Annotated in this window: 14 protein-coding genes; 11 read left to right on the top strand and 3 right to left on the bottom strand. The window is 48.1% G+C overall.

The features are described 5' to 3' along the window. The first annotated feature begins 38 nt into the window (after positions 1-38). The 3 genes from MKY82_RS26915 (at position 39) to glnA (ending at position 4718) form a co-directional block, all read left to right on the top strand. Positions 39-1772: a sensor histidine kinase gene (locus MKY82_RS26915; RefSeq protein ID WP_339296722.1), complete on the top strand. Its 1734-nt coding sequence runs from the start codon at positions 39-41 to the stop codon at positions 1770-1772. 171 nt (positions 1773-1943) lie between these two features. Continuing rightward, positions 1944-2999 carry a 3-deoxy-7-phosphoheptulonate synthase gene (gene aroF, locus MKY82_RS26910; RefSeq protein WP_260068141.1) on the top strand — a complete coding sequence of 352 codons (1056 nt, stop codon included), beginning with the start codon at positions 1944-1946 and terminating at the stop codon, positions 2997-2999. A 294-nt stretch (positions 3000-3293) separates the two neighbouring features. Beyond that, the gene (glnA, locus tag MKY82_RS26905; protein WP_339294757.1) at positions 3294-4718 is read left to right on the top strand and encodes a type I glutamate--ammonia ligase; all 1425 of its coding nucleotides are present in this window, start codon (positions 3294-3296) and stop codon (positions 4716-4718) included. Positions 4719-4901: 183 nt separating this feature from the next. Here glnA and MKY82_RS26900 read toward each other — a convergent pair whose 3' ends face one another. Beyond that, a complete protein-coding gene (locus MKY82_RS26900) occupies positions 4902-5939 on the bottom strand; it encodes a LacI family DNA-binding transcriptional regulator (protein WP_194544298.1) in 1038 nt (345 codons plus the stop codon). A 576-nt stretch (positions 5940-6515) separates the two neighbouring features. On the opposite strand from MKY82_RS26900, the gene MKY82_RS26895 reads away from it, so the two are divergent. The 8 genes from MKY82_RS26895 to MKY82_RS26860 all read left to right on the top strand — a co-directional run bounded on the left by MKY82_RS26895 (position 6516) and on the right by MKY82_RS26860 (position 15641). Beyond that, a complete protein-coding gene (locus MKY82_RS26895; protein WP_071217868.1) occupies positions 6516-7856 on the top strand; it encodes an extracellular solute-binding protein in 1341 nt (446 codons plus the stop codon). Between the two features lie 107 nt (positions 7857-7963). Beyond that, entirely contained in the window at positions 7964-8857 is an 894-nt protein-coding gene (locus MKY82_RS26890) for a sugar ABC transporter permease (RefSeq protein ID WP_071217869.1), read from the top strand. Next, complete coding sequence (locus MKY82_RS26885) at positions 8857-9693, top strand: carbohydrate ABC transporter permease (protein WP_071217870.1); 837 nt, start codon at positions 8857-8859, stop codon at positions 9691-9693. Before MKY82_RS26890 ends, MKY82_RS26885 begins: the two co-directional genes overlap by 1 nt. 25 nt (positions 9694-9718) lie before the next feature. Continuing rightward, complete coding sequence (locus MKY82_RS26880) at positions 9719-12445, top strand: cellobiose phosphorylase (RefSeq protein ID WP_339294756.1); 2727 nt, start codon at positions 9719-9721, stop codon at positions 12443-12445. A 60-nt stretch (positions 12446-12505) separates the two neighbouring features. Beyond that, on the top strand, positions 12506-13408 hold the full coding sequence (locus MKY82_RS26875) for a hypothetical protein (protein WP_339294755.1): 903 nt from the start codon (positions 12506-12508) through the stop codon (positions 13406-13408). Positions 13409-13509: 101 nt separating this feature from the next. Next, on the top strand, positions 13510-14598 hold the full coding sequence (gene serC / locus MKY82_RS26870; protein WP_260068135.1) for a 3-phosphoserine/phosphohydroxythreonine transaminase: 1089 nt from the start codon (positions 13510-13512) through the stop codon (positions 14596-14598). A gap of 128 nt (positions 14599-14726) precedes the next feature. Next, positions 14727-15191: a tRNA (uridine(34)/cytosine(34)/5-carboxymethylaminomethyluridine(34)-2'-O)-methyltransferase TrmL gene (gene trmL, locus MKY82_RS26865; RefSeq protein WP_194544294.1), complete on the top strand. Its 465-nt coding sequence runs from the start codon at positions 14727-14729 to the stop codon at positions 15189-15191. A 195-nt stretch (positions 15192-15386) separates the two neighbouring features. Then, positions 15387-15641, top strand: a complete 255-nt coding sequence (locus tag MKY82_RS26860; RefSeq protein ID WP_009595823.1) for an AbrB/MazE/SpoVT family DNA-binding domain-containing protein — start codon at positions 15387-15389, stop codon at positions 15639-15641. A 281-nt stretch (positions 15642-15922) separates the two neighbouring features. Here the strand turns inward: MKY82_RS26860 and MKY82_RS26855 are convergent, their stop codons facing one another. Beyond that, positions 15923-17008 carry a phosphodiester glycosidase family protein gene (locus MKY82_RS26855; RefSeq protein WP_194544293.1) on the bottom strand — a complete coding sequence of 362 codons (1086 nt, stop codon included), beginning with the start codon at positions 17006-17008 and terminating at the stop codon, positions 15923-15925. Next, a complete protein-coding gene (locus MKY82_RS26850; RefSeq protein ID WP_220687333.1) occupies positions 17005-17412 on the bottom strand; it encodes a hypothetical protein in 408 nt (135 codons plus the stop codon). The genes MKY82_RS26855 and MKY82_RS26850 overlap by 4 nt, the downstream gene beginning before the upstream one ends. Positions 17413-17458: the final 46 nt, after the last annotated feature.

Genomic DNA, 17458 nt, shown 5'->3' with positions numbered 1-17458 from the left:
AGCGTATCCGGGTCAAGATACCATTTGGCTTCAAATTAATGATTTCTTACTGTGTATTCATCATAATACCGGTATTGCTTGTAGGAAATATCGCGAACCAGGTATTTATCAAATCGATTAGAGAACAAACGTATAATAACATTCAGGGCACCTTGCACCAAATGAGTGATAATATTTCGTATAAAATGGAAGACATCGTCCGCGTTTCCGACATGCTCTACTTTGATTCATCCTTTAATAACCGACTTCGTTATTCAGAAAGTACATGGGTAAGCTACGATACGATGGTCAATGTCCTGATTCCGAAGTTGGAAACGGCGATTAATACAGCGAACTCCAAGATTTGGCTGTCGATTTATTTACGGAATGAAGAGTTAAGGGAAATTTATAATAATTATAGTTACTCTGATCCGCTTGAGTCCAACACGCGTTTATTTGATATATATCAGTATGAGCGCCTGGTGGATAAGACCTGGTACAAGCTCTATCCCCAAGAGGAAAACTATGGATCGACGCTGGAATGGAAGCAGGTTGAAAATGATGCGGGCAACGGTCGCATTTCACTTTTGCGCAGGCTGATCGACATCAGTTCTATACAGCTGCAGGAGATTGGATTCGTGCGAATCAATGTCAGTCTAGAAGATATGTTCGAAAGCATGGATTATAACAAAATCGGTGATGGGACAGCGTTATATTTGTCGGATGCGCAAGGCAGAGTCATTCTTTCTTCAGGCGGGGTACAGACAACCATGTTTAAGGAGAACGAGCTGCGCAATAATGGAGACTTGCTTATTCGTAAGCCGATTCCCGTGCTCGGCTGGAATCTTATCGCTGTCGTTCCTGCAGAAATCGTGGAGAAAGATACGGTGAAAATCCGAAACCTCACCCTGCTTATTTGCCTCATTTGCATTGCTATATTTTTTATAGTCAGCATCGTGATATCCAAGTACTTCAGCTTACGCGTATCCAAGATCGTCTCTGTTCTGGATTCTTTTCAGGAAGGTGCATTTCATAAACGGGCTCAGTTCAAGGGAAATGATGAGTTTACACATATCGCTTCAGCCCTGAATGATATGGGCAGCAATATCGGCAAGCTGATTAATGAGGTATATCTGGCCGACCTTCAGAAAAAACAAGCGGAACTGGAATCGCTGCATGCGCAGATTAATCCGCATTTCCTATACAACACCCTATCCTCCATTAGCCGTCTGGCGCGGTTTGGGATGCTGGATAAGCTGCAGCGCATGGTGATGGACTTAGCGAAGTTTTATCGCCTGTCTCTTAATGATGGACGGAATATCATCTCTGTGAAGAATGAGTTGGAACAGGCTCAGGCATATGTGGATATTCAAAAGATTAAATACGACGAACGCATGCAGGTTACTTATGATTTTGAGCCAGAAGTGGTCCGGTATGAAACCGTGAAACTGATTTTGCAGCCGTTTATCGAGAATGTGCTGGAGCATGCCTGGACCGGGGATTATATACATGTTCGAATTACCGCCAGAGTGCTGGAAGATGTTCTGGAATTTAAAATTATCGATAATGGCGTCGGGTTCCCGCCCGGCAGAGTTCTGGACAATACAGGCGGACAGGATCTAACCAATGCCGGATATGGCATTCGGAATGTGGATCAACGAATCAAACTTCACTATGGCAGCGAATACGGGGTTACATTATTCAGCCGTGCCGGTATTGGGACGACGGTAAGAATTGTGATCCCCCTCGTGAAGCGAACCGTAGCGGAAGGACGCAGCAAAACATTGATGTAACAGATGATTTATATCTCCCGATCGTTCAGGCTTCAAGAATGGGCTTGACGAGGGGAGATATTTTTTGTATATTTACTTTATCGGTTAAAAGCGTAAAAGCTTAAAAGCGAACAAGCGCGAAAGCGACTATCCAACAATAAAATGGAATATATTCAGAAAGAAGGTTTTATTATGATCGTTATTACATCCAATCAAATATCAGAGGAACAAGTTCAGTATATTGTAAGCGAGATTGAGAAGGAAGGACTCCAGGCTCATGTATCCAAGGGAGCGGATCGTACCGTGATCGGGCTGATCGGTAGCGTAAACCCGAAGCTTGCGGAGCATCTTCGCCAAATGAAGGGCGTAGAGAATGTAGTTAAAATCTCCAAGTCCTACAAGCTTGCGAGTCGTGATTTCCATCCGGATGATACCGTCATTGATATTAAAGGCACCAAGATTGGCGGCGGCAATCTGGTCGTTATGGGTGGTCCATGCGCCGTGGAATCGCCGCAGCAGATTGACGAGATTGCGCAGCTGGTTAAGGCAGCAGGCGGACAAGTGCTCAGAGGTGGCGCGTTTAAGCCTCGCACGGGTCCATACAGCTTCCAGGGCGTTGGTGTCGAAGGTTTGATCATGATGGCGGAAGCCGGGCAAAAACACGGCCTGTTGACGATTACGGAGGTTATGACGCCCGAATACGTGGATATTTGTGCGGAGTACGCCGATATCCTGCAAGTGGGTACCCGCAATATGCAAAATTTCGACCTGCTTCGGAAACTGGGCACCTGCGGCAAGCCGGTTTTGCTGAAAAGAGGTTTCAGTGCAACCTATGATGAATTCCTGAATGCAGCGGAGTACATTCTTGCCGGCGGCAATCCGAATGTCATGCTCTGTGAACGTGGAATCCGAACATTCGAAACTTACACCCGCAATACGCTGGATTTATCTGCCATCCCTGTTTTACAAGGGTTGAGTCATCTTCCGGTCATCTCTGATCCGAGTCATGGAACGGGACGACGCGAGCTTGTCGAACCGATGTCCAAGGCATCCGTGGCGGCCGGAGCAGACGGCCTTATTATTGAGATGCATACAGACCCGGATAATTCCATGACAGGTGACGGGGTTCAATCCCTGTTCCCGGATCAATTCGCCGCACTGCTTAAAGACTTGGAGCAGCTGGCCCCATTGGTAGGCAAAAGCTTTGCGACTGCCAAAGCGCCTGCTTCTGAATTTGCGCGCGTATAGCATTTGTGCAGTGACGCTGCAACCACAGGGATCGCGTTAAGAACCTGGTCAAGGTTCACCATTTCCTTAAATCTAATTGAGAAGACACCTGCAAAGAGCTTGCAGGTGTCTTTTTTCTGAGTTTACATTAACTGGTTTCCCATGTCATATAAGTTAACATTGTTTTCAAAAATACCTTACATAGGTATTGACGTCAGGTTATCTCCCGGCATATAATGACGAAAAGAAATCGAAAGATTATGAACATTGTTAAGCTGTTTAAGTCTTAATGTTCGGAAATTGGGAGGAAGAGACATGTCGGTAGAGAAAGTATTGCAAACCATTAAAGAGAACAATATTGAGTGGGTCGATTTTCGTTTTGTAGACTTGTCGGGACGGGTTCATCATATTAGCTTGCCGGCTTCAGAAGTAGACGAAGAAACATTCGTGAACGGGGTAGCATTTGATGGATCTTCTATTCCAGGATTCCGCGGCATTGAAGAATCGGATATGGTTATGATGCCTGATCCGGAGTCTTGCTATATCGATCCGTTTACAGCACATCCTACGCTTAACATTATGAGCAACATCTATACTCCGGAAGGGGATGCTTACGAGCGTGACCCGCGCGGTATCGCAGCTCGTGCCGAGCAATACCTTCAAGAGGCCGGTATCGGAACAGCGGCATTCTTTGCACCGGAATCCGAGTTCTTCCTGTTTGATGAAGTTCGCTATGAAAGCTCCATGAACAGCTCCGGCTATTTCGTAGACTCCGAGGAAGCGCATTGGAATACGAACCGTAAGGAAGAAGGCGGCAACCTTGGCTTCAAAGTTGGCGTTAAGGGCGGATATGTTCCAGTAGCGCCTGTGGATACGCAGCAAGATATCCGCAGCGAAATGTGTCGTTTGCTTGATGAAGCAGGACTTCGCGTTGAGCGTCACCACCATGAAGTAGCAACTGCCGGCCAAGCGGAAATCAACTTCCGTTTCGATACATTGAAAAAAACAGCTGACAATTTGTTGATCTATAAATATATCGTGCATAACACAGCGCGCCAATATGGCAAAACCGCTACGTTCATGCCGAAGCCATTGTTCGGGGATAACGGAAGCGGCATGCACGTTCACCAATCCATTTTCGATGGCGATACTCCATTGTTCTACGAGAAAGGCGCTTATGCGAACCTGAGCGAAACAGCGATCCACTATATCGGCGGTATTCTGTACCACGCGCCTGCATTGATCGCTTTGACAAACCCGAGCACCAACTCCTTCAAACGTCTGGTACCAGGCTATGAAGCACCGGTTAACCTCGTATTCTCGAAGGGCAACCGTTCTGCCGCAGTGAGGATTCCGGTTGCGGCCGTAACGCCTAAAGGCTGCCGCATCGAGTTCCGTACACCGGATTCCACGGCGAACCCTTACCTTGCATTCTCCGCTATGCTGATGGCTGGCTTGGACGGTATCAAGCGCAAAATCGATCCAACCGCACTCGGATATGGACCATTCGATAAAAACATCTATGAATTGTCTGACGCCGAGAAGAAAGAAATCCGCAGCGTACCGGGTTCCCTGGATGAAGCTTTGGATGCACTTCAAGCAGACTATGAATTCTTGACAGAAGGCGGCGTATTTACGCAAGAATTCCTCGAGAACTTCATCGAGTTCAAGCGTGCCGAAGCCAAAGCGGTTAATATCCGCGTTCATCCGCACGAGTACTCCCTGTACTACGATCTGTAATAAACAACGTTAAAAAGCCCAGGGCATGATGCCCTGGGCTTTTTTTTGTACACATATAAGTCTGGCTAGGTTTAGGTTTTAGGTGCGGATTACCATGCCAAATGAGATCAAGGGCTATTTTCAAAGGCATTCATTACTAACGCTGCTCTTAGCTAAAACATACCCGTCACTAAAGCTTTACTCTCAAAAGTAACCATAGTTATGCGTATTGCTTCCGCAAGATTCACGGACGATGAGCTCAGGCTCAACGACAAAGGAGCTCACGGGTGATTGCTTATGGATTAGGTCGTAGAGCATGAGCGCTGCCAGGCGGCCGATTTTCTCTTTATTTTGCCGAATCGTCGTTAATTTGGGAGTTGTATATTTGCACGCTTCAATGTCGTCACAACCGATGATCGATACATCGTCAGGGACATTCAGACCGTGTTCCTGAAGCGCTTGGATGGCTCCAATCGCAATCTGGTCGGAGGCTGCAAAGATCGCGCGGGGGAGAGAACCCGCTTGAATCAGCCGCGTCATGGCTTTATATCCGCTTGCCTCATGAAAATCTTCACCGTTCAAGAACCATTCCGCACGGGCCGGAAGTCCAAAGCTTTCCATGGCGTTACGATAACCGGCCTCACGCATGTTGGAGATTTCAGACTCCTTGCTGCCTCCGATGAACCCCAAGTCTCTGAGGCCTTGAAGATAGAAATGCTCCACGACCTTTGAGGACATTTTATAATTATCGGACATGATATGCCCCGACATTTCGCCGAACAGTTCTATATCGACCCCAATGCACGGAATGTCGCTCTCATCAAGCTCCTTAATGGAGGGCTCTATTTCCTCGCCGGATATAATGACACAGCCATCCACCTGATAATGACGGCATCGGCCAAGGTAGTCGGCGTCATCCCCTTGGAATTTCTCATTCGAAAAAAACAGCAGATCGTAACCGAGCACCCCCATTTGCTTCTTAAAGGAATTGAGAACTTCAACAAAAAAAGGATGGGTAAAATCGACATTCAGCTTTCCCGCAAATATGATGCCGATTAAATTGGATTTTTTGGTTGCTAATGTTTTCGCGGAGTTCGAAGGGGTGTATCCCGTCTCTTTCATAATTTCCAACACCCGTGCTTTGGTTTCCTCGGACACATCACTGTAGTTGTTGATAATCTTGGAGACGGTGGATACGGATACCCCGGCCATTTTAGCGATTGTTTTAATGTTTAACGCCATGCGAAACGCCCCTTATTCTGTTTATGATGTCACTTCATAATTTTCGTAAGTTTTCGTTAATCATGATTGCCAATGATTTGTATGTGTAAGGTTAAGGAGAGAAAGAGCCGTTCTATACGTGTTTTCAACTCGAAATGTGTTGTTTAAGAACACGATTTTATATGATCCGATAGAGTGATAACGGAAAATATATCGATGAAGCCTACCATTGTGATCAGTATTAACCAATCCGGTTGCAACGTATACAGCACATATCCGAAACTGTTTCGTAAATTAGTGTATCTGCTTTACCTAGGTAAGTCAATGAAGAGAATAGCCGGAATGCTTGTTATAGAAAGGAATTATGCTGAAATATGTTCAATAATGAAATATTGCGACAAAGAGAAAAAAAGCTTTGACAAACAAAAAATTATGAGTAATAATAGGCCTTGCGAAACCGCTTTCGGTATATTTCGCTGAATTACGAAAATTTATAATGAATGTTTCGTAACATCAAGATTGTACTGGACGAGAAAAAGCGAAAATGATGAATCCGGTTTCATAACGAATTGCACTTTAATTTCAGGGGGTAAAGAAATGATTAAGAAATTATCAGCAATACTTTTGGCGGGTGCTCTGACTTTCTCGCTAGCGGCTTGCGGAAGCAGCGATTCGGCCGATAAGGGTACACCTGCGAAAGGCGATAAAAAGGTCATCAAAATTTTACACTGGAAACAAGATAACATCAATAAAGCGGTTGAAGAGATCAACAAGAAATTTGAAGAGAAATATCCCGAGTATAAGATCGAGTATACCACTACGGGTCCTGATGACGAATACAAGCAGGCCCAAAGAGCGAGAATTACCGCTAATGACGTCGACGTTTTGGCTGATTTATCGGGTATGAGACTCTCCCCGCAGGAATGGACACCGGGTGCGAAAGTGCCTGATTGGCAGCAGTGGATCGATACAGGCTTGATCGCTGATTTGTCCGACCAAGCCTTCATTAAGAATTATAACGCTAACGATATCGAAAAAGCCGGAACTTATAACGATAAAGTGTATGCTATCCCAACGGGCAAGGTTGCGATGTCCGGCCTGTTCTACAATAAGGAAATCTTCGAACAGAATGGATTGAGCGTACCGAAAACATGGTCGGAGTTCATCAAGCTGAACGATGACCTGAAAGCCAAAGGCATTACCCCGATTGTTGTTGCTGGTAAAGACGTATGGCCATTGAAACTACCTGTTTTCGCCCTGCAAGCAAAAATTCTGGGTGGCGGAGATCAGCAGAAATGGATTGAAGGCGTTTGGAAAGGCGAGACGGCTTACAACGATGAAGAGGCAATCGAAGTATTGGAAAAAATGAAGACGCTTCAAGACAATTACATGATTGACGGATTCATGGGGATTGATTACGCAACGGCGCCTTCCTATTTTGCCACAGGAAAAGCAGCGATGCTGGCTGATGGCTCTTGGGATGCTCCAACCGTCGCAGCAGCGAATCCGGAGCTGAAATTCGGTTACTTCCCGCTTCCGGCTACGGAAGATGCAGCCAAGAATTCCTCCTTTGTCGGCAAGTATGACGTAACCTGGTATGCAGCCGAGAAGGGACCGAACAAAGAAGGGGCTCTAAAATGGCTTGAGTTCTTCTCCGAGCCGGAAAATTACACCACCTTCGTGAAAGCTGCCGGCTTCATCCCGACACAGGATAACATTCAGACGGAGAGCGACTTTATTGACAATGAACTGACTCCATATCTCGGAGAGTTCGAATTGGCGTACGAAATCATGATGATTAACCGTCAAAATATCGGCGAGCATTTGGCTGCAGAAGGCGTTCATACGGAATTCCTGGCACCGGGCGGCCCATACAAAACAGCAAAAGAGCTGGCTGACATTCAACAAAAAGAATGGGAAGCTGCCGCTCCAAAATAAACCTTCTTCTATTATAAAGAGACCTATATAGAATGAACCATACTGTAGTCGGGGTCTGTGCAGCAGGCCCCGACATTTATTGAAATGGGATTTGCGAGGTGAGAGAGATGTATCCATTTGGAAAAGGATTTAACCGATTCATACCCTTATTGCTGCTGCTGATACCGATGGCGCTTTACATCGTCTTTTATTTTGGACCATCGATCCTGACGGTCATCTATTCCTTTACCGATGTCAAGAACCTCCCGGGCAGCACGTACCAATTTGTCGGGCTGGATAATTATAAGGAATTATTTTTCTCGGGGAACTCAGGAGAGCGGTGGCGTTCCATCGTAAACACCCTGATCTTTATGTTCGTTGTTACGATCGTGCAGAACGGGGTCGCTCTGTTTATCGCCGTCATCATTAACCAGCGCCTGAAAGGCGATTACTTCTATCGTGCCGTATTCTTCCTGCCGGTGGTTCTGGGCGTAGCTGTCGTCGCTTTGATCTGGGGGATGATGTTCGACCCGTTAAACGGACCGGTCAATCGCCTCTACGACGCGCTCTTCGGCTATCAGGACATGTTCTTCGGGAGCTTTACTCATGCGTTCGGCTATATTATCTTCGTCCAGATTTGGATGTACATGGGCTATTCCATGCTGATCTTTCTGGCCGGGCTCCAATCGGTCCCTAAAGATTTATACGAGGCGGGGCATATTGACGGCACCAACAAGTGGCAGTCCTTCCGTCATATTACCTTCCCCCTGATCGCACCGTCCTTTACGGTGAATATGCTGTTATCCATCATTGGCGCCATGTCGACCTTTGATATCATTTTGGCGACAACGGACGGTCGCTTCAATACAAGGACGATGGCGTATGACGTGTACAAAGAGACATTCCGGGGAAGTTTGGAAATGGGCCTTCCTTCGGCGTTATCCGTTGTTCAGTTCCTGATTATTCTCCTCTTTGTTGTGGTGGCGGTCAGACAGACGCGTAAGAGAGAGGTGGAGTATTGATGCGGAATTCCAAAACCACGCAAATTCTTTCTTACGCCGTTGTAGGTTTGCTGCTGATTCTGTATGTCGTTCCGCTGCTGCTTGTATTCAATGTATCGCTCAAATCCTTCAACGAGTATCTGCTCAACCCGATCGGGATCGTTCAGAACATGGAATGGGGCAATTACACGCAAGCATGGTCTGAAGGCAATTTCGCCGGTTATTTTGCGAACAGCTTGATATATACGGTAGCGGCGACGCTGCTGACCATCATCGTGTCGTTGTTTGCGGCGTTTCCGGTAGCGCGCGGATATGTGATGTGGAGCGGCTTTATTTATATGTTCTTTTTGCTGTCCCAGTTTCTTCCGAATCCGATGGTGGCACAGTATAAACTCATGCTGTCCTTCAAGGAGAGCGTATCGTTCTTCGGGTATGATACCAAGCTCGGTTATATCCTGCTGAAAACGACGGGAACGGGCGTTGTGTTCATGATGTTTGTCGGTTACATCAAGTCGATTAGCCGCGATTTGGATGAGGCGGCAGGCATGGATGGTTCCGGTTATATCCGTTACCTGTTCCAGATCATTCTGCCGCTGATGAAGCCGGTTATCGCAACGGGCGTCATTCTGACCGCGATCGGAATCTGGAATGATTTTGTCGGCCCGATCATGTATCTCCCGAGTCCGTCCAATTATCCCATTACGTTCGGCCTGAAGGAATTCAGGGGGCAATACGGGAATAACTGGCCGCTGCTTGCATGCGGAATTACGATCGTAGCCGCACCGTTGATCATTCTGTACACGTTCATACAGAAATATCTGGTGGACGGGGCGCTGGCGGGAGCCGTCAAATCCTAAGGTATAGAGGGGAAGAAATCGCAATATGAAATCAACAGGATGGAAGTTTGAGGGGGACCAGGGTGTCTTTAAGATAAGTCATCCCGAACATCATAACTATTTATATTTTCCTTTAGTGAATGAGGCCGGCATGATGTCGGCCGTCACGCCGAATCTTCACGGTGAAATGACCAGCAGTCATAATACGTTTTTCATGCCGCCCGTTTCGGTGGAGGATCTTCACAATTCCAAGTCCGCGCGTAACTTTTGGGTGCATGTTGACGGGCATGGCGCATGGTCCGTAACCGGCAATTCAGCCAAGCAGAATGCAAACCGGTTCATGAACGAGGAAGAAGAAAGCCAGTTGGAAGCCGGGTTTTTATGGCATAAGCTGACGCGGATTAATGGAGAGGCCGGACTGCAAGCGGAAGTAACGAGTTTCGTTCCGGTAACGGATGACCAGGTCGAATTAATGAAAGTGAAGCTGACCAACGTAGGCGAGCAGACGCTAAAACTAACCCCTACCGCGGCGATCCCGCTGTATGGCCGTTCGGCAGACGACCTGCGGGACCATCGCCACGTGACATCCCTTCTTCACCGGATCTTTGTCCATCGTAAAGGGATTGAAGTACAGCCTGCTCTCTCATTTGACGAGCGGGGTCACCGTATCAATCACGTATCCTACAGTGTGTTGGGTGCGGAAGCGGACGGTGCGGAACCGATCGGTTATTTTCCGGTGCTTGAAGAATTTATTGGGGAAGGCGGCGCGCTCGATTGGCCTGAGGCGGTCATTGCCAGCAAGCAAGCGGTCGCGCAAGCAGGAGACTCCTTGGCGGGTTACGAGGCCATTGGAGGCCTGCGGTTTGCGGGGGTGCAGCTGGAGCCTGGTGAATCGAAGGCTTATGTTATGGCGATGGTCATTTCGGAAGGTCGCGCCGAGATTGGAACACTTGCCGAAACGTATTTATCGGAGAGACGCTTTGATGAGCTGCTTGCGCAGAATGAAGCCTATTGGAATGATAAACTGAATGCCGTTTCCTTCCAGACCGGTGATCAGCAGCAGGACCTGTGGATGAAATGGGTAACCTTGCAGCCGATATTGAGACGTCTTTATGGCAATTCATTCCTTCCTTATCATGACTATGGCCGTGGGGGACGTGGATGGCGTGACCTATGGCAGGACTGCCTGGCATTGATGATCATGGAACCGTCCGAGGTACGGTACCTGCTGCTTAATAATTACGCGGGTGTACGGATTGACGGAAGCAATGCAACGATTATCGGAACGAAGCCCGGTGAGTTCATCGCTGACCGGAACAACATACCGCGCGTATGGATGGATCATGGTGCATGGCCATTCATGACCACGCTGCTTTATATGGATCAGAGCGGGGATTTGGATTTCCTGAATCAGCCGCAGACCTATTTCCGCGATGTATTCGTGAAACGCTGCCAGGAGAAGGACATCGGATGGCTGCCTGAGCACGGGAATCAGCTCTTAACCGTGGACGGTGAGGTATACGAAGGTACGATACTGGAGCATATGCTGCTGCAGAATCTGGTTCCGTTCTTTAATGTAGGGGAGCACAATAACATCAAGCTTGAGGGGGCAGATTGGAATGATGGTCTTGACCTTGCCCCGGATCGAGGCGAGAGCGTAGCCTTTACTGCGTTCTATGCAAGCAATTTGATGCAGCTTGGCGATCTGCTGCTGGCATGGCGGGACAGCGAAGGCGTGGAGTTCATTGAAATAGCAGAGGAAATGGCCGTGCTGCTCGATTCGCTAACGGCTCCCGTCTCATACGACGATGTGCAGGAGAAGCTGGGGCTGCTTGATCAGTATTATGAGTCAGTTAAAGTCTCCGTGACCGGAAACAAACGAAAGTTTAGCGTGGCGGATGTTGTGCAGGATATGAAACGGAAAGCCGACTGGATCATCCAGCATTTGCGCGGCAAAGAATGGATGACGAGCCAAGAAGGATATTCGTGGTTTAACGGTTACTACAATAACGATGGAGAGCGCGTGGAAGGTGATCATCCCCTTGGCGTCCGGATGACGCTCACTGGTCAGGTCTTTGCTATTATGGGCGGAATAGCGGACAATGAACAGGTAGGGCAAATAACGAAGGCAGTTGATCGGTATTTAAAAGATCCGAACATTGGCTATCGCCTGAATTCGAACTTTGGCGAGATTCAGCAAAATCTCGGGAGGGCTTTCGGATTCGCTTTCGGCCATAAAGAGAATGGAGCCATGTTCAGTCATATGAGCGTCATGTACGCTAACGCTCTCTATAAGAGAGGTTTTGTCCGAGAGGGATACGAGGTATTGCAATCGATTTACGATTTAAGCAATGACTTTGAACGCAGCCGCATGTATCCGGGTATTCCCGAGTACATCAACGAGAAGGGGAGAGGGATGTATCCCTATCTTACCGGGTCGGCAAGCTGGCTTTTGCTGACCATGCTGACCGAGGTTTTTGGAGTAAAAGGAAATTGGGGACATCTGCTCCTGGAGCCGAAGCTCAGGCCTTCGCAGTTCGGAGCCGACGGTACTGCCGTTGTTCATACGCGGTTTGCGGGTAAAAAGCTTCAAATTGTATACAGCAATCCGAAGCGGCTGGATTACGGAAGCTATGCGATTCAATCGGTTACGCTGAACGGCGAGAAGGTTCAGCTGCGCAGTCAGAAGCAGGAGTCTGCCGAATTGGATCGCAGCTTGCTGTCCGCGTTATCCGATGACGATTGTCAGCGGATTCTTGTCGAGCTTGCCTAACGCGCGAGCATACAATATTTCGGAAGCCCTGGCAGGCAATTCGGCCGGGGCTTCTTCATCATGAATGGAGCGATTGTTTTGGGACATCAATTAGCAAACGGACAATTGGAAGTTGATATTGCGGAAATCGGCCGTTATCAAGGCACGCGTTTTGACCGAACCGGTTTCATTACCCAGGTCAAATTAACCAAGAGCGGTCACACCTTCTGTGTACATGAGTTTGCGAAGGGTTTTAACGCCCAGGGCGGGTCTGGATTGTGTAACGAGTTTGGACTGCATGAGGGGATGGGGTATGCAGAGGCCGAAGTAGGAGGGTGGTTTCCTAAATTAGGGGTAGGGCTTCTTAAACGGGTCAGCGAGGACCCGTATCACTTTCAGTATACGTATCCGGTGGAACCGTTCGATGTGGATATCACTTCGGATGATGTGAGCATTTCCTATACGATTCATCCTAAGAACGTCAAGGGGTATGCGGCAAAACTCGTTAAGAAAATCTCGATTCAGGACACGGCAATGACGATAGATTATGAGCTCTGCAATGAAGGAAGCCAGAGGATCGATACGGAGGAGTATATTCATAATTTCATAGGGATTAACGAGGAGCTGGTAGGACCAGAGTATAAGCTGAAGTTACCGGTCCCTGTCCGTTTTACGGAGGTCGAATCGGATTATACATCGGATCTGCTATCCGTTCAGGATTGCGAGATAGGCTGGAACGCCAGACCGAACAAGCCTTTTTACGGAAGAATACAAGGCTTCAACGGCAGCGATTATTCCTATTCATGGGAGCTAACGCACACTGCCAGCAGGGCGGGAGTAAGGGAGATCAGTGATTTTCCGGTCGCGTATATGGCTCTGTGGGGGATGGGCCATGTCATCTCGCCGGAAGTGTTTATTCAACTGAGCCTGGCTCCCGGAGAAAAGAGAACCTGGAGCAGAAAGTATCAATTCTTCTGTTGGTAGCCGGACAATTTAATGTGAATAATTACACTTGAAGGTCTATGGGATTGTTGCTATGATTAGCGTTAATTAGCATTCATAGTAGAGAAAGGGTGGAGAGTCTTTTGAGCAAGAGAGCATACAATTTTAACGCAGGACCTGCTGCATTGCCGCTTGAAGTGTTGGAGCGCGCCCAGGCCGAATTCGTCAATTACGGGGATACCGGCATGTCGATCATGGAAATGTCGCATCGCGGTGCTGTGTATGAAGCCGTTCATAACGAAGCGCAGGAGCGCCTGCTGTCCCTGCTGGGGAATCCATCCGGCTATAAGGTGTTGTTCATCCAGGGCGGTGCAAGCACACAATTTGCGATGATACCGATGAACTTCCTGGGACAAGATCAGGTTGCGAACTATGTAATGACGGGAAGCTGGTCTGACAAGGCGATTAAAGAAGCCAAGCTGATCGGCGAAACTCATGTGGCGGCCTCTTCCGAGGAGAGCAAGTATATGGCTCTGCCTAGCCTTAAGGACATCCAGCTGTCGGATCGTGCAGCTTATCTCCATCTTACGTCCAATGAAACGATTGAAGGTACGCAGTTTAAGGAATTCCCGGATACTGGCTCGGTGCCGCTTATTTGTGATATGTCGAGCGATATTCTCAGCCGTCCGTTCGATTTGAACCAATTCGCCATGGTTTATGCGGGTGCCCAGAAGAACCTGGGGCCGTCCGGCGTAGCGGTTGTGATCGTTAGAGAGGATATGATTACAGATTCTCCTAAACATCTGCCAACTATGCTCCGCTACAATACGTATTTGAAAAATAACTCGCTGTACAATACGCCGCCGTCATTCGGCATCTATATGATCAACGAAGTGCTGAAGTGGATTGAGGAGAAGGGCGGCCTGCAAGGCGTTCAAGAGATGAACCGCAAGAAAGCCGCACTCATTTACGATGCCATCGATCACAGCGAAGGCTTCTACCGCGGCTGCGTGAATGCAGAGGTACGTTCCGATATGAACATTACCTTCCGTCTTGCTTCCGAGGAGCTGGAGAAGGAATTCGTGAAGGCTTCGGAGCAAGCAGGCTTTGTCGGCCTGAAGGGTCATCGCAGCGTTGGCGGTTTGCGCGCTTCGGTCTATAACGCCGTTCCGTACGAGAGCGCTCAGGCGCTCGTAGAATTCATGCAGCAGTTTAAGAACAGTCACAGCTAATATCATATAAGATTACACCATGATAACCTTCCGCCGTTTGGTGGAAGGTTATTTCTGGATATCCCGGGAAATCGGGAAGGAATCGGTTATAATAAAAATAAAACAGAAGAAAAGGTGGACTTATCAACATGGCATTACACATCGTACTAGTCGAACCGGAAATTCCAGCCAATACGGGCAATATCGCCAGAACTTGCGCCGCAACGGGCACACATCTGCACCTGGTCCGTCCGCTCGGCTTTAATACAGATGACAAAACCTTGAAACGGGCCGGGCTGGATTACTGGTATGCCGTACATATTGAATATCATGATTCCTTTGAGGAGCTGCAGGCACTCTATCCGGAAGGACGCTATTTCTACGCCACGACGAAGGCAACCAAGCGTTATATGGACATTGATTATCAAGACGGGGATTTTTTGGTGTTTGGCAAAGAAACCAAGGGATTGCCGCCGGAGCTGCTAGCCGCGAATCGTGAGCATTGTATTCGCATGCCGATGACCGATAAGGTGCGTTCTTTGAATTTATCCAACTCTGCAGCGATTATGGTATATGAAGCATTGCGTCAATTGGATTTCCCGGGTATGGAATAAGTTATGCAAAACTTTGAGTTTTTTGGGGAATATCATCCAGTATACCTAGTTGATATTGAAAAAAACTAAGAAATTCTTAATTTCCAGCAGGATTCGACAACTTTTTATCGAACTATTATACTAGGCCCTTGTTATCAGTTCTGAACTGTGGTGTCAGAAATCACTTGTTGAAAATGAAAGAGGTGTACAATCGTTATGAAACCTGCTGGTGTTGTTCGTAAAGTGGATCAGCTGGGAAGAATCGTTCTGCCTAAGTCTCTACGCAAGAGATATCAAATGAACGAGGGGGATCCCGTAGAAATTCTTGTACAGGGGGACCATATCATATTGGAGCGCTATCGTCCGAAATGCGTCTTCTGTGGTTCTATGGACGGAGTAAGCGAGTTTAAAGAACGCTATATCTGTTCACAATGCATGTCCGAAATGCAGCAGCTTCCGAAACATGCTTAGGACCTTAAATGAATCACCTTTTGCGCATCGCTAATGAGCGGTGCCTTTTTTGTCCCTCAAAAAAATAAAACTCCCCCGATATACGAGGGAGACGCCTTACAGGCCTTTGGTTTTATCATCATTGTATGCCGCGGTCCAAATGCCAACCATGTAAAGGGCGAATACGAGCATGACGATCCAAAATGTTAATGAGAACGACATTCTTGCCACCTCCTGCTAAGCTAACCTTATTATAACCACCTTGAGGCAAAAAATAAACGAGAATATGAGGGCCGATTCTATCATTTGAAAAATAAGAAGTGCGTAGGTACCGGACGCAGACTTCCGTCCGATGGTTTGTTCACGACGCGGCCGTTTAGGATGAGGGATGCGGACCCGCCGCCATCCAGATTATACGCATCGATCACGCCCAGCTTTTTAAGCTTGTTTTGCAGCTCTTGCAGCGTGGCTCCCGATTTGCCTTTCTCATCATATCCTTCGGTAACCAGGATGAGCAGCTGATCGTCCTTGTAGTTGCCGATGACGGTACGCGGTGCCCGGCCGGGGGTCGTTCTCCATTTCTCGGGAATTGTCGTTTTGCTGCCGTTTTGGAGCAGCACGGGGACAAAGGTAGCACCGAACATGGGATCGAGCCGGTCAAGCTCGCTCTGGCTGTAGAACTTGCCACCGATCAGCTTGCCGGATTTGCTCATGCCGACAAAGGCAAGATCCTTAAAGCTCGGTTGAAACCCCGAGACGTATTTGCCATCATAATAGGTCGTGCTCAGTGGATGTCTGCCCCCGTTCCCGTCAGCGTATCCACCGGCATTAATCCCCGCGACCGCACCATGCCGGCTTACGGCGCGCATGGTGGTTTCGACGGACCCGGGTCTGCCGCTTTCGCTGCCAAGCGACATCTTCATCGCGGAAGGATCCTTCAGTTTGACCTTCATCGCATAGCCGTGATAGGTGCCCGGATTGATCTTGTACAATTCGATTCGAATCCGGTCACTGTTGACCGTTTCAATAGGGACACCCAATTTGGTTGTGATCCGTCGATTATAGATTTGCTCCGGGCGCGCGGCTTGCGATTCCGCTGTTTGCAGAATGGTTCCCACTGTGGCCGTCGTCTGCCGATAGAGCTTGGCCGTTTTTTCAATGGAGGATATCGTCTGTTCCGCAGAGACGGCGGCTTGATCCAAATCCTGTTTGATCACGGCTGATTGTTCCGATATGCTGCCGGATGGTATGTACTCGGCGGTGTCGTGCGACAGACGCGGCGGTTCCGTGATGAACCACATACACAGCAGCATTCCGATAAAAGGTGCAATGGCCAGCATAAACGTACGGTTTAACTGCTTGGGACGGATATACTTCAGTTTTCTCACTTCAGCAGCTCCATCTTGCGTTCCAGCTCTTTCAGCTGTTTCTCAACTTGGCTTAGTTGACTGTACAGCTTGTTGCTGTTGTCCGTTTTGCCGCTAGCCTGATCCTTGGTAAAGGTCAGCAGCTCATTAAACGACTGAACCTTGCTCTGCATTTCGTCCATTTCCTGAACCAGCTCGTTAAACCTTTGGTCGTACTCTGCTTTGAATGACGCCATTTCCTGGCGCGTATCCTGCTGCAGCTGCACCACAACTTGCTCCTTCAAGTGATTGCTATATAGGTAGGCTGCGGTGGTACCCAGCCCGATGAGAACAATCCAAAATACCCAGAACCATTTGGTGGATGGCCCCTTTTGCTGCACTTCCTCACGGGATTTATAGGGGGTATTGTGTTCCTGGTCCAACATTGGCATTTCATCACCCCTCAAAAACTATCATTTTTTCCAAATTTCA

Source organism: Paenibacillus sp. FSL W7-1279 (assembly GCF_037969845.1).
GTDB lineage: Bacteria > Bacillota > Bacilli > Paenibacillales > Paenibacillaceae > Paenibacillus_AQ.
This window is presented reverse-complemented; position numbering and strand designations above follow the sequence as displayed.

Coding starts and splice junctions, on each gene's coding strand:
- MKY82_RS26915 (WP_339296722.1), top strand. CDS start 39: ATGATTTCTTACTGTGTATTCATCATAATACCGGTATTGCTTGTAGGA.
- aroF (WP_260068141.1), top strand. CDS start 1,944: ATGATCGTTATTACATCCAATCAAATATCAGAGGAACAAGTTCAGTAT.
- glnA (WP_339294757.1), top strand. CDS start 3,294: ATGTCGGTAGAGAAAGTATTGCAAACCATTAAAGAGAACAATATTGAG.
- MKY82_RS26900 (WP_194544298.1), bottom strand. CDS start 5,939: ATGGCGTTAAACATTAAAACAATCGCTAAAATGGCCGGGGTATCCGTA.
- MKY82_RS26895 (WP_071217868.1), top strand. CDS start 6,516: ATGATTAAGAAATTATCAGCAATACTTTTGGCGGGTGCTCTGACTTTC.
- MKY82_RS26890 (WP_071217869.1), top strand. CDS start 7,964: ATGTATCCATTTGGAAAAGGATTTAACCGATTCATACCCTTATTGCTG.
- MKY82_RS26885 (WP_071217870.1), top strand. CDS start 8,857: ATGCGGAATTCCAAAACCACGCAAATTCTTTCTTACGCCGTTGTAGGT.
- MKY82_RS26880 (WP_339294756.1), top strand. CDS start 9,719: ATGAAATCAACAGGATGGAAGTTTGAGGGGGACCAGGGTGTCTTTAAG.
- MKY82_RS26875 (WP_339294755.1), top strand. CDS start 12,506: ATGAATGGAGCGATTGTTTTGGGACATCAATTAGCAAACGGACAATTG.
- trmL (WP_194544294.1), top strand. CDS start 14,727: ATGGCATTACACATCGTACTAGTCGAACCGGAAATTCCAGCCAATACG.
- MKY82_RS26860 (WP_009595823.1), top strand. CDS start 15,387: ATGAAACCTGCTGGTGTTGTTCGTAAAGTGGATCAGCTGGGAAGAATC.
- MKY82_RS26850 (WP_220687333.1), bottom strand. CDS start 17,412: ATGTTGGACCAGGAACACAATACCCCCTATAAATCCCGTGAGGAAGTG.